Source organism: Sporofaciens sp. JLR.KK001 (genome assembly GCF_036941055.1).
GTDB lineage: Bacteria > Bacillota > Clostridia > Lachnospirales > Lachnospiraceae > Sporofaciens.
Window position 1 is genome coordinate 2,747,656 of sequence record NZ_JAYMNO010000001.1, and the last position, 13,150, is coordinate 2,760,805.

Below are 13,150 nucleotides of genomic sequence, written 5' to 3' on the forward strand. Positions count from 1 at the left end.
CGACATAGCAAAGGAAGTGGGCGAAATTGGCAAACAAAACAACTTACGAACTGGCGCTAGAAATCGGCGGTAAAATACAGAGTTCCCTTGAAAAGTCGGTCGGCGGCGTCAATAAGAAGCTGGATTCTATCGGAAAAGCCGCGAAAACGGCCGCGAAAATTGCCACGGCCGCGTTTGCGGCGGTAAAGATAGGCGATTTCGTAAAAGACGCCGTTTCCGTCTATGCAGATTTCGATCAAGCGATGGCGAACACGGCCGCCACGGCCGGCGCAACGGGCGAAGAATATGCAAAACTGGAAGCCGCCGCCCTGGAAATGGGGAAAAAGACAACCAAAACAGCAACGGAAGCAAGCGAAGCCCTGGGATATATGGCCCTTGCCGGCTGGGACGTGAACACTTCTATTTCGGCCCTGGAACCGGTTCTTCGATTGTCGGAAGCTACTGGAATGGATCTGGCGACGTGTTCCGATTTGGTAACTGATTCAATGAGTGCGTTGGGCCTTACCGTCGATGAACTATCAGGCTATCTTGATGTGGCGTGTAAGGCGAATAATAAATCAAACCAGACGGCGCAACAGCTTATGGAAGCATATATCGGTTGTGGCGGCGTCCTGAACAATTTAGGCGTATCCGTGGAAGATAGCGCGACGGCGCTTGGAGTGCTGGCGAACCGCGGAATCAAAGGATCAGAAGCCGGAAACAAATTAAATACTGTTTTAATTAACCTAACATCGGGAACCGGCCAGGCCGGCGCGATGATGAAGAAGTTAGGTATTTCCGCCTTTGACAGCGAAGGGAAGTTCATCGGGCTTCAAGAAACCCTTCAACTTGTCAATGAAGCAACAAAAGACCTGACAGAAGAAGAACGGAACGCCGCGCTTGCGGCTATCGGAGGAAAGACGCAGATCGACACGCTGAACGATCTTCTGTCTGGATTGAATACCACAACAGCGGACGGCCGTTCGGAGTGGCAAGCCCTAAACGATGAACTATACAACGCGGAAGGCGCTATGATGGATATGGCCGGAAAAGTGACGGACACTTTACCGGGCGCGATGGCGGTTTTCGGTTCCGCGGTAGACGACGCGAAGATCCGATTGTGTAAAATCTTCGCGCCCATGGCGAAGGACGCAATTTTCGCAGTTGCCGATCATATACCGAAAATCACGGAAAAAGTGACCGGATTTATTCAGGCGCTATCAGAAAGGGCCGTTCCGGCGATTGCTTCATTCAAGGATAAGGCCGTCGCTTTCTTTGGAATGGTTCGTCCGATTCTGGAAGATGTGAAAAATAAAGGCGTCGCGGCGTTTCAATTCCTGGCAAATACCGGAAGAACAGCCTTTGAAAATATCAAGGCAAAAATCGAGGAAAACAAGCCGGCTATTGATAAGGTGATCGCGGTCGCCCTGGATCTGAAAGATAAATTTTTTGAAGCGTTTGAAAAGGCGAAGCCCGTCATTTCTTTTATTGCAACAACGGCCCTTCCGTCGGTTGTTGGCGCTATTATGAAAGTGATCGGAGCCGCGGCCACGGTCTACCAGAAGTTAAATGAATGGGGGGCGCTGAAACCTATTATTATAGGCGTTGCCGGCGCGATAGCGTCCATGAAAATAGTCGGGCTGGCAAAAGATACCATGAACGCGGCGAAGGCGGTCAAGGCCCTTGTAACCGTGTTTATAGCAGAAAAGAAGGCTATGCTGGCAAATATCGCCCTGAAAGTAAAGGATAAGGCGGAAACTTTGTATTTGCACGCCTTATATGCGAAAGACGCAATTTTGAAAGGAGCCAGCACGGCCGCAACCTGGGCGCAAACGGCCGCTATGACAGCATGGAACGCGATTTGTACGGTAGGAACAGCCGTCACTTCGGCACTTGGCGCCGCTTTTACCTTCCTGACAAGCCCGATCGGCCTTGTTATCCTGGCGATTGCCGCGGTTGTGGCGATTGGCGTTTTGCTTTATAAAAACTGGGACACGGTGAAAGAAAAAGCGTCGCAGTTGGGACAATGGATCGTCGGCGTATTTAACAACCTGAAAGAGAAGGCCACGGCCGCGATTCAGGCGTTCGCCGACAAATTTCCGGCCGCGTTCGCTTTCATATCCTCAATTTTCGAGAGTTGGAAGCAGACCGTGACGGGCGTATTCGACGGCGTGAAACAGGTATTCCAGGGGATCATTCAGTTTGTGACCGGCGTTTTTTCTGGCGATTGGTCGAAAGCGCTTGACGGGCTGAAAAATATCTTTTCTGGCGCCTTCAAGGCTCTTTCTTCGCTGGCGCTGGCGCCGCTTAATGCGCTGAAAGGCGTTGTTGTCGGCGCGTTCAATGCGATAGATACCGCGACGGGCGGAAAATTGACGGCGATCAAAGAAAAGGCGTCCGCCGCCTGGACTTCGATCAAGGAGAAGGCCGGAACCGTTCTTTCGGCCGCGAAAGATACAATCACGGAAAAACTTTCAAATATAAAGTCGGCATACGAGCAACACGGCGGCGGAATAAAGGGAATAGCCGCGGCCGCTATGGAGGGAGTGAAGGGCTATTATACAGCCGGATATTCCTTTATAAACAACTTGACCGGCGGAAAATTGGAAGAAATGCGGTCAAAATTCAGTGAAAAATTGTCCGCGGTGGGAACGAACGTTTCAAACGCTTTTAACAGCGTGAAGTCTACAATAGGGAATTTTATGTCCCAGGTCGTTTCAAACGTATCTTCAAACCTGGAAAGCATGAAAACAGCATACACGAACGCCGGCGGCGGAATAAAAGGAATTGTCGCCGGCACGATGGCCGGCGTACAAGGAACTTTTTCAAATGCTATGTCGGCCGTGAACACATTAACTGGCGGAAAACTGGAATCTATCAGATCCGCCTTTGCTTCAAAACTGGACGCGGCGAAGCAAGCCGCAACTTCAAAATTTGAAGAAATCAAAAGCGGAATATCGTCGAAACTGGAAGCGGCAAAACAGACCGTACAAAACGGGCTGAACGCGATCAAGAATTTCTTTTCTGGTTGCCACTTATCGCTTCCGAAAATTAAGTTGCCGCATTTTTCAATAAGCGGTTCCTTCTCACTTTCGCCGCCTTCGATTCCGAAAATCGGCGTCGAGTGGTACAAAGACGGCGGAATCCTGACGGGGCCGACGATCTTTGGCGCGAACGGCGGTTCCCTTTTGGGCGGCGGCGAAGCTGGAAAAGAAGCTGTCCTTCCTCTTTCTGAATTATGGTCAAACATGAAATCGGTCGTCGCCGGCGTGGTCGGGAGCCAGCCGGAAGCAAGCGGCGCCGCGGATATGTTCGGAAGAATCAAACAGTTAGTCGAAGGCGGCCAGGCGGTAGGCCAGGAAGGCGGATCCGTCACAAAAGAACTTTATAACACAATAAACAATAATAACACCGTGAACAGAACCAGCGAAACGAGTTCAACGGACGATTCACAACGGATCGTCTATTCGCCGCAAGTGATTATCCAGGGGAACGCGAGCAAAGAAGACGTTCAGTCGGCGCTTGATATGTCCCAGGAGAAATTTAATCAAATGATGGCGGAATACAACCGGCAGAATCAGCGGACTTCGTTCGCGCCGGCATGAAAGGGGGCCTGATATATGGACGAAAACCGGATATATACCACGGTACAAGGCGATATGTGGGATTCAATCGCCTATCAGTTTTACGGGGACGTGAAATATATCGGCCTTCTTCTTCAAAATAACGCCGATTTGCTGGAAATTTACGTCTTTTCGGCCGGAACGAAGGTTTATATCCCGAAATTGCCGGAAGAAGACGAAGAAGACGTCCCGGAATGGAGATTGTAAAGCATGAAGGCGCGTCAATCTTCCGTAACTGTATTATATAACGGTAACGACATAACAAAGACAATTACTGACTATATCGAAAGTTTTCAGTATGTGGATCATGCCAGTGGAACGGCCGACACGGTGACTTTGAAGCTGAATAACAGAAGCGGAAAGTGGTCGGGAAGCTGGATCCCCGTTCAGGGGGATTATGTCGAAACAATTATCAAACTGACAAACTGGAAGAAGGAAGGCGACAACCGGAAATTTAATTGTGGATATTTCCTGATTGATGATTTGAGTTTTTCGGGGCCGCCTTCAACGGCTTCCGTCGGCGGCATAACGACGCCGATCAATACAGACTTCAACGTCACAAAGAAATCGAAGACCTGGAAGAAAACGTCGGTGAAAGGAATCCTTTCAGAAATCGCAAAAAAAGCCGGCGTCGGGCTTTTCTTTTCCGGTCAAGATTATCCGGTCGATGAACTGGAACAATCGAATCAGGAAGATATTTCATTCGCCTTTAATCTTTGTTCTTCCTACAATCTGGCAATGAAATTATACAACCGGAAAATAGTTGTCTTTGATAGTGTGGAGTATGAGAAGAAGGGGACGTCCCTTTCGATTGACCGGACGGAAACCGAATCATGGTCGGCAAAAAAAGGAATGACACGCGCTTATGACGGCGTTTCGATTTCTTATACCGATTCAAAGAAGAATCAGACCTTGACATATAAATTCATGTTGCAAGACGGAAGCCGGATCCTGAAGCTGAACGAAACAGCCGAAAGCCTTCAAGACGCCGAAGTCAAGGCAAAGGCGAAATTGCTTGAACATAACAGACAATGCCAGACGATGAATGTAAAAGTCAAGGGGGACACGAAATATATATCCAGCAAGTGCGTAAAAATGACCGGCTTCGGGAAGCTGGACGGGAAATATTATATTGATACCGTCACGCACGAAAAGAACGCCGGCGGCGGTTATTTTTGTTCGCTGGATATGCACTTGTGTATTATTGTAAAAGGCGTTACGGTTGCGACGGTCGCTTCTGGAAGCACTACAAAGAAGGCGGCGGATCCTTCGACGAAGGCTAAAACCTATACGATTGTATCGGGTGATACCCTTTGGAAAATCAGCACAAACCATTTAGGATCCGGCGCAAAGTATATGCAGATTTACAACGCAAATTCAAGCGTTATCGAATCCGCGGCAAAATCACACGGGAAATCTTCGTCCAGTAACGGACATTGGATTTATCCGGGGACGACACTAACCATACCAGGATAGAGAGGGGGACAAGAAAATGTCTGACGTTGTGCGCGTCGGCTATATATCGGCCGTGAACCATGCAGAGGGAACGGCCCAGGTCGTTTATAAGGATCGGGATAATTCTTTGTCACCCTTCATGCCTTTATGGTCTAATGAATGGAATCCGCCAGAGATTGACACAATGGTTTATGTTATTCACTTACAGAACGGCGGAACGCGCGGAATGATACTTGTTCCGCCTTACACAACCGGAAACCGGCCCGTCGAAGGCGTGGCCGGGATCTGGCGGAAAGACTTCGGCGACGGAAGCTATATCAGATACGATCGAGAAGAAAAGCGGCTTGACATTGTAAGCGATTCTGTACACGTGGAATCGCTGAATATAGCCGGTGATTTGACCGTTGACGGCGCTATTGAAGCAAAGTCGATAAAAACAACCGGAAACGTCCATGTGGGCGGAAATTTGACCGTTGACGGCAGTTATCCGGGGTAGAAATGGGGTGATTCTGTTTGATAGGCTATTTCGGCGAAGTGATATTTGAAACAAACGATAGAAGAATTTGCACATTTAACAATTTAAAAAGGACAATTTCGGCGTCATATTCTGAACACAAGCGATATAGAAAAAAATCCGAATTGGAGTTTGAAGGGCCGCAGAACCAGGGCGTAACTTTTGAAATGAAATTTATCGCCGGTCACGGCGTCCGGCCCTGGAGCATGGTTCACAAAATAACCTTGATGTGTGAACAAGGGGTTGTAAATTCTTTCGTCCTGGGCGGACACAAAGTCGGCGGCGGAAAATGGGTTATAACCGGAATAGACGAAGATTATAAAGAAGTCTGGAATCACGGCGAACTTGTTTCCGTTGCGATTACAGTCACGGCGAAAGAATATCTGTAAGGCGGTGATATTGTGTTAATAATAGACGACGTTCAGATTATTATAAATAGTGTCTATGAAAGGGAACTTCGGGAAGAAATTCTTGAAAAGGCCCTTTTTCTTTTGACTTGTATAAAAGGCACAATCCCGAATAACCGGGAAATCGGGCTGGATCCTGATATTATTTCAAGCCCGGCCTATATCGCGCAGAATCTTTATACAATAAGTGCGATTGAACTAATAGAAGAATTTGAACCACGCGCAAGCGTGGAAGAAGTATCATTTATAGCTTCCGGCGGCGCCGGAAATATGATTCCGAAGGTGGTGCTTACATACAATGCAGAATGAAATTTCAAAACTTTATAATTTGCCTGATATTTCCTTTGTCGATGATATATCATACGAAAAAATTTTGAATGAAATGATCGCCGACTATGAAAAGAAGTATCAGGAAGCAACCGGCCGGAAGGTTACGCTTCGCCCTGGCGACAAAGAACATATCCATTTAAGGATAGAAGCCGGTCAATACTTTCAAATGTATCAAATATTAGATAATGCGGCGAAAATGAATCTTTTGAAATACTCAAAGGGGAATTTCTTGCGGCATTTAGGCGCCTTCAAGAAAACCTTTATTCAGGAGCCGAAACCGGCAGTTGTGACGGCGCGGTTCACACTTTCGGAGATAAGAAAGGACGTGATCTATATTCCGCAAGGAACCAGAATCACGGCCGGCGATGGCGTGTATTTTGCTACTGATGATTACGCGGAAGTAAAAGCTGGCGATTCCTTCGTCGATGTTGACTGTACGTGTGAAACCGTCGGGGAAGTCGGGAATGAATATATTGTTGGACAGATTGAAACGATCGTCGATCCGGTTCCTTATGTTTCCAGTGTATCGAATATTACAAAATCAGACGGCGGAACCGGCGAAGAATCCGAAGACAGCTTCCGGGAAAGAATCTTCCTAGCGCCTTCTTCTTATTCCGTGGCCGGCCCGGCGGACGCTTACGAATACTGGGTAAAGCAGTACAACAGCGCCGCGATTGAAGATGTGAAAATATATGAACCGACGGAAGCGGTCGTTGATATTCGGATCCTTCTGGTTGGCGGCGCCCTTCCCAGCAAGACGTTTTGTTCCGGTTGCCTGGAATATTTACGGGAAAATCCGATCATACCGCTAACAGACAATGATCTTGTGGCGGCGCCTGATGTGGTGAATTATAACCTGAAAGCGGTTTACTATATCGCACGAAGCGACTTGAACAATATCAAGGTGATTCAGGAATCCATTGAAGCCGCAAAAGAAACATACTTAAACTGGCAGAGGACGAAGATCGGCCGGGACATAAACCCGGACGCATTGACGGAATTTGTTCGCGCCGCCGGCGGAAAGCGCGTTGTGATAACTTCGCCGGTATTTACGCCGATTCCCGAAACGTCGATCGCTATGGAAAAAACGGTTGAATTTACATATGGCGGAATAGAAGATGATTAAACTTGCAGATTACCGGACAGAAAACGCGCTTCCGTCCGAAATGAAGACGCCTGAAAGAATCGCCCTTTCATATGCCTTCGACGTGCAGAAAAAGAAATATTTTGACCGCGTGCGGCGTGTTTATATATGGGCGGATCTGGAATCCGTGTCTGACGATAAACTTGACTTTCTGGCGGTCGAAAACCGTGTTTTATTTTACAGTCCTTCCCTTGCGCCCAGCGTAAAGCGAAACATGATCCGAAATTCTATTTATTGGTATATGAAACTTGGGACGCGCCAGGCGATGGAAGAAATGATTGACACGGTATTCGGAAATGAAAATACTTCCGTCGAAGAATGGTTCACCTATGCCGGCGAACCTTTTCATTTTCGGATCGCCGTCGGAACCGAAGTCACGCAGACGTCAATCAAGGAATTTTTGAAATATTTAAACCAGGTAAAAAATGCGCGTTCGCGCTTCGATTACATGGTTTTTCAAAATGGAATAAAACTGATATTCAAGCAGATTTCGGAATTTCAATCTTTTGTTTATACGTTTTGCGGCGAATTTGAATGTGGCACTTATCCGAATACAGAAGTCGGATTCTTGCCTTCCGAAGTGAATATCACGCTGGAAGGTGCCAGCGATAGCGCAAATACAGTATATACAAACGCTGGAACCACGCCGGATATTTCCGTCGGCGCCGCGCTTGTAGAAAACCAGATTGATTTTCAGGCCGCTTCCGAAGAAGGCTTTTCTGTCTATTCTTCGGACAGCGAAACAGAATCAGGAACCGCGCCGGATATTTCCGTCGGCGCGGCATTTACCGACGGCCAGATCGACATTCAGGCCGCTTCCGAAGAAGGCTTTTCTGTCTATTCTTCGGACAGCGAAGCAGAATCGGGGACGGCGCCGGATATTTCCGTCGGCGGCCAGTTTGCCGAAGCCGAAGTCGATATTGAAGGCGAATCCGGGACGGGTTCAACGGTTTATCAGGAAACCGGAACCACGCCGGATATTTCCGTCGGCGCACAATTTAACGAAGTTCAAGTCGGGCTTGAAGGCGAATCCGGGACGGGTTCAACCGTCTACACCGAAACCGGGACAATTCCCGATCCTTCGGTCGGATTTTCCGGCACGGAAAGCGGCGTTTCCGCGGCTGGGGAAAGTACCGGCTATGACTTATATTATAACACTGACGCGGACAAATACGCCGCGGAAGAATAGAAAGGAGTTTGGAAGCATGACAGAAGCAAGCTATATTCCTTTGACGGCCGAAGCGCTGGAAGACATAAAGGAATATATTAAAAAAGTTATCGCTTATGCGGAGTACAGATCCGGCGAAACCTGGTCGAAAATCCCGATCGAAAAGGTGGAAACATTACCGGACGGCCGCGTCGCTATCTATGTAATGTTCGATCACGAAGCGCCGGACGAAATCAACGGGATCCGCTTTTATCATCGGGACGGCTTTATGTGGGCCGGCGGAAATGAGAATTTAAACAAGGCGGAATTTGACGAAGGGATTCAGTACCGCTATACCCTGAAAATCGTCCAGACTTCGGCAAAGAGTTAGAAGGGAAGGTGAAGAAAAATGTATATCCCGGTATTTTGGGAAGATCGTATCGTCCAGTATCCCCGGCGCGTATCCGTTGAAAGCCTGGGGAACGGTCTGTATAACTGGGCGCCGGCGCCTGGCGAAGTCGAGAAAAAAGGCACACAACAGAGCAAAAGGAACTTCGGAAACATGGATTTCGGAGTTCTGGAAAATGCCCTGATTGTTGGGTTCGTGTCAATGAATCTTCGGTTAGTCCAGGAATCGCTTGACGATGTGCGCGGCCAGATTTTGACGGTCGATCTTAAAAACACAATGAAATATCCGGCGACAAGCGCCGAAAAAACGGTTACACTTCCGCGCCCGGCGAATAATTCCGATTATACGGTCGAAACGGAGATTATCGAAGCTGACGGCCCGGTCGAAAACGTCGAAGTGTACGGAAAAGCCTTGAACGCCTTCAAGGTATGCTATTCAGGGAGCGCTAAAAACGTGACCTTGAAACTTCATGTGATAGGGGGCTTGTACTAATGGTTGGCATAATTGTTAAATCAGACGAACGACGCGCCCAGGAAGCTAATATTTTACGGCAGTTTGGCGGCGGTTCCCCTGAAAATTCCGATCGGCTGAATCGGGAGTATGCAGAGGAAATCAACGCCAGAATGAACGAAGTAAAAAGAGAGGTAGGTATAACGCGATGAAAATTATCGAAGCAAACGAAGGCCCGAAGATTCACTATGAAGAATCGGGAACCTGGATCAATTTCGACGATCAGATCATGCTGAATCTGAAAAAGAGTGAAGCGGATCACGACGTCCATATCGACATTACTTCGGACGCCTTCGGGCGCCTGAATACCGGCGCCGGCGCTTATTACGTGGCCCAGGTAGACATTCCGGCCAGGAAATACGACGAAACGGAAGTTCCGAATCCTGATTATGTGGAGCCGGCAGAGGACGACGACACCGGCGCCGGATATTTCAACAAAACAATCACAAAACGCGAACCGCTTCCGTTTTCTATGGAGAATGTGACAGTGACTTTGTTCGCCCTGAAAGAAGGTGTATTCTAAAATGAAAAGTTACAATTTTGACAGCTTAAAATTTGCAACGGAAGGGTTGACCGGCTTCGGGTGTACCGTGATCCAGGATAACGCGAATCTTCCTTCCTTCATGATCCCGATCAACAAGCGCACAAACGCGCAGTTGTACGAAGGCGGAAGCCAGAAGACACATTCCGCCTTCGTTGTCGATGATGTGGAATACAAGCGGTTCTTTATGAGTAAGTTTTTAAACTGTATCATCAACGGCCGCGCTTATTCCTGGCCCGGCATGGATCCGGCGGCGGTGATTGACTATGACGCTTCACACGCGGCTTGTAATGCAAAGGGCGCCGGCTTCCACCTGATGAGTATTCCCGAACGCGCTGTCATTAACCACTTAATCTATAAAAGCGGTTTTGTTCCGCGCGGAAATACGCAGTACGGGAAAAGTCATTCCCACACATACGAAGCCGGAGAGCAGACCGCAGACGAAAGCGACGGAAGCGGCGGACGGCGCACAACCAGGACGGCGACGGGATCCGGCCCGGCGACGTGGTTCCATGACGGGACAAGGAACGGAATCGCCGACTGGGTGGGAAACGTCTGGAAATGGGGTTCCGGTATGCGTATTAAGGACGGAGAAATTCAGATCTTCGTCGGGAACCTGGCCGCAAAACAGGTCGCACACACGGACGCAAGCACTTACTGGAAGGCTATTCTTCCCACGGGCGCACTTGTGGAGCCTGGGACGTCCGGAACGCTGAAATATACAAAGGACTTAAAGATCGCAACCGCAACGGGCGGCGCCGGAACAAACAGCACGTCGAATTTCGGAAGCCTGGCCGCCGCTTCCGGCGTGACGATCCCCGAAATTCTGTATGAGTTAATGCTTGCACCAAAAACTGGCGTAACGCATAGCGGCGGATTCTGGATCAATACCGAAGGCGAACGCTTGCCGATCGTGGGCGCCGGCTTCCACGACACGTCGGACTCTGGGCCTTCCGCGTTGAGTTTGTACAACGTCCGGTCGCGCGTGCACGCGAACCTCGGCTTCTTTTCCGCTTTTATGGAGTTGGAATCTGTAATCTGAAAACTGTAAATCTGTTAGGGGCTACGATAGTAGCCCCTTTGTTTTTGGAAACAGAAAGGAACCTGACAAGTGGGACAACAAAGAAGATATGATGATCGGCCGCGCGGCAATCCTGAAACCGACGAAGGACGGGATCAAAGAAGCGGCTTGATTATATTGCAGAAAACGAAAGACGCTATGAAATATTTATATACTTCGTGGGTGAAATATCCCAGGAGTGAAAAGCTAGGGTTCGTTTCGGACTATAAGAAATGTTTATTTCAATTCCTGATTTACATTATCACGGCGCAGAAGAAGTATTACAAAAAGACTACGCTTCAAGACGCCGACGTCCAGCTTGAACTTCTTCGGCTTTTTAACGATCTTTCGTATGATATGAGATTTATTGATGAAAAGCGTTATCAGTTGATTTCCGAAAGGCTTAATGAAATAGGACGGCTTCTGGGCGGCTGGATCAAGTCACAAAAGGAAACCAACACAACAAACGGGAAATAATATTCCCGGTGGGAATAGGTCAAATAACGCTTGCCGATCGTGGGCGCCAGCTTCAACAACACGTCGAACTCTGGGCCTTCCGCGTTGAATTTGAACAACGTCCGGTCGAACGTGAACACGAACATCGGCTTCTTTTCCGCTTACCCTTTGAGCCAGACGGGAAAGTTTACGGACTTTTCACAGTGCATGAAAGGGAAAGGGATCTATCCCCGTTCTGGCGAAGCCAGAAAAATTGACGCCGCTATCAATGCAGTTAGTACCGAACTAGAAGCCGGCCAGGGCTGAAAGGGAAGGGCTAGAAGGGTGTAACGGATAGCGCCGCGCCTTCGGCCGAAAGCCTGGGCGCAAGTCCCGTCTGTACTGGCATACAGACGGTAAAACATAGAAAGGGAAAAGGCTATTGAAAACTTTCGATGTGACACACGAAGAAGTGATCGACTTCGGAAACTTGCTGGAAGGGCATAAAAACGCTTCGCAAAGTAAACATTACCGCGACGAAAATCTTGCCTTTGAAGCGCATAGGGAAGACGAATTGATCGATCTTCATAACAAATTAACCTATTTCCCGAAAGACGGGGTTCCGGGAAATCCCCTGGAATCGTCCTATCATGTAGGGAAGTACCGAAAGAAGAAAATCTTTGAACCGAAGCCGCGGATCGTCATGGCTTTATCATATCCCGATCGCGTCGTACAATGGGCGTATTACCAGAAATTAAACCCGTTGTTTGACCGGCAGTTCATAACGCATAGTTACGGTTGCCGCGTCGGGAAGGGAACCACAAAGGCGAGGGAACAGCTTCAAACGTGGCTTCGTAAGGCTTCCAGGAGTTCTAAAAAGTGGTATGTGCTTAAATTGGATATAGCAAAATATTTTTACCGCGTGGATCATGAAGTCCTGATGAAGATTCTTTCAAGGCACATAAAAGACGAACTTATTCTTCGGGATCTGTATAAACTGATAAATTGTGAAGACACGGCCTTCGGCCTTCCGGCTGGCGTGCAACCGGAATTATGCAAACAAGAAGACTGGATTTACAATAGGGGTATGCCGATCGGGAACTTGACTTCTCAAATGTTCGCTAATATTTACTTAAACGAATTAGATCAGTTTTGCAAACATGATTTACATATCCGTTATTATATCCGGTACATGGACGACATTATTATTCTTTGGCCGGATAAAAACGAATTGTTTCAAATACTGGCAGAGATCGAACGGTTCCTTGACGAAGAACTTCACCTTGAATTAAATAAAAAGACCTGTATTCGCCCGGCCTGGCTTCCGGTTACGTTCGTCGGGGCGCAGATCACGGCGAAAAAGATCGTTATGCGAAAGAGTACGCGAAAGCGTATGTTCCGCCGCATGAAGTTTATAAAAGGACTTTTTGAAGCTGGGAAGATAACCTTTGAAAAGGTCAACAATACAATGCAAAGTTATTTCGGCCTGATACAGCATTTCACGGCCGGAAATCTGTTAAGAAAAATTATAGACGAATTTTCCTTCCGAATATTCAACAATTTGTAACCGGATAGGCCGGTTATTTTTTATTGTCT

At 48.1% G+C, this 13,150-nt stretch carries 15 protein-coding genes; all 15 read left to right on the forward strand.

From position 1 onward, the window contains the following. The first annotated feature begins 26 nt into the window (after window positions 1-26). The 15 genes from VSQ62_RS14195 to VSQ62_RS14265 all read left to right on the forward strand — a co-directional run bounded on the left by VSQ62_RS14195 (window position 27) and on the right by VSQ62_RS14265 (window position 13,121). Window positions 27-3,584 carry a phage tail tape measure protein gene (locus tag VSQ62_RS14195; protein ID WP_334635494.1) on the forward strand — a complete coding sequence of 1,186 codons (3,558 nt, stop codon included), beginning with the start codon at window positions 27-29 and terminating at the stop codon, window positions 3,582-3,584. 15 nt (window positions 3,585-3,599) lie between these two features. Further along, window positions 3,600-3,809, forward strand: coding sequence for a tail protein X (locus tag VSQ62_RS14200; protein ID WP_016301281.1), 210 nt, complete (start codon window positions 3,600-3,602; stop codon window positions 3,807-3,809). A gap of 3 nt (window positions 3,810-3,812) precedes the next feature. Next, entirely contained in the window at window positions 3,813-5,078 is a 1,266-nt protein-coding gene (locus VSQ62_RS14205) for a LysM peptidoglycan-binding domain-containing protein (RefSeq protein ID WP_016301282.1), read from the forward strand. Between the two features lie 16 nt (window positions 5,079-5,094). After that, window positions 5,095-5,553 (forward strand): phage baseplate assembly protein V, encoded by a 459-nt coding sequence (locus tag VSQ62_RS14210; protein WP_016301283.1) that lies wholly within the window; start codon window positions 5,095-5,097, stop codon window positions 5,551-5,553. Between the two features lie 17 nt (window positions 5,554-5,570). Next, window positions 5,571-5,960 (forward strand): phage tail protein, encoded by a 390-nt coding sequence (locus VSQ62_RS14215; RefSeq protein ID WP_031276528.1) that lies wholly within the window; start codon window positions 5,571-5,573, stop codon window positions 5,958-5,960. A 12-nt stretch (window positions 5,961-5,972) separates the two neighbouring features. Next, entirely contained in the window at window positions 5,973-6,287 is a 315-nt protein-coding gene (locus VSQ62_RS14220; RefSeq protein WP_016301285.1) for a hypothetical protein, read from the forward strand. After that, complete coding sequence (locus VSQ62_RS14225) at window positions 6,277-7,434, forward strand: baseplate assembly protein (RefSeq protein ID WP_334635495.1); 1,158 nt, start codon at window positions 6,277-6,279, stop codon at window positions 7,432-7,434. Before VSQ62_RS14220 ends, VSQ62_RS14225 begins: the two co-directional genes overlap by 11 nt. Window positions 7,435-7,474: 40 nt before the next feature. Next, a complete protein-coding gene (locus VSQ62_RS14230; protein WP_334635496.1) occupies window positions 7,475-8,641 on the forward strand; it encodes a phage tail protein in 1,167 nt (388 codons plus the stop codon). A 16-nt stretch (window positions 8,642-8,657) separates the two neighbouring features. Then, on the forward strand, window positions 8,658-8,990 hold the full coding sequence (locus tag VSQ62_RS14235) for a hypothetical protein (protein ID WP_016301288.1): 333 nt from the start codon (window positions 8,658-8,660) through the stop codon (window positions 8,988-8,990). A gap of 18 nt (window positions 8,991-9,008) precedes the next feature. Next, window positions 9,009-9,500 (forward strand): hypothetical protein, encoded by a 492-nt coding sequence (locus VSQ62_RS14240; protein ID WP_334635497.1) that lies wholly within the window; start codon window positions 9,009-9,011, stop codon window positions 9,498-9,500. Next, a complete protein-coding gene (locus VSQ62_RS14245; RefSeq protein WP_016301290.1) occupies window positions 9,500-9,670 on the forward strand; it encodes a hypothetical protein in 171 nt (56 codons plus the stop codon). Before VSQ62_RS14240 ends, VSQ62_RS14245 begins: the two co-directional genes overlap by 1 nt. Continuing rightward, the gene (locus VSQ62_RS14250; RefSeq protein ID WP_334635498.1) at window positions 9,667-10,041 is read left to right on the forward strand and encodes a hypothetical protein; all 375 of its coding nucleotides are present in this window, start codon (window positions 9,667-9,669) and stop codon (window positions 10,039-10,041) included. Before VSQ62_RS14245 ends, VSQ62_RS14250 begins: the two co-directional genes overlap by 4 nt. Before the next feature lies 1 nt (window position 10,042). After that, on the forward strand, window positions 10,043-11,101 hold the full coding sequence (locus VSQ62_RS14255) for a hypothetical protein (RefSeq protein WP_334635499.1): 1,059 nt from the start codon (window positions 10,043-10,045) through the stop codon (window positions 11,099-11,101). A gap of 69 nt (window positions 11,102-11,170) precedes the next feature. Beyond that, window positions 11,171-11,596, forward strand: coding sequence for a diversity-generating retroelement protein Avd (gene avd, locus VSQ62_RS14260; RefSeq protein WP_334635500.1), 426 nt, complete (start codon window positions 11,171-11,173; stop codon window positions 11,594-11,596). Window positions 11,597-11,996: 400 nt separating this feature from the next. Continuing rightward, complete coding sequence (locus VSQ62_RS14265) at window positions 11,997-13,121, forward strand: reverse transcriptase/maturase family protein (protein ID WP_334635501.1); 1,125 nt, start codon at window positions 11,997-11,999, stop codon at window positions 13,119-13,121. Window positions 13,122-13,150 lie beyond the last annotated feature (29 nt).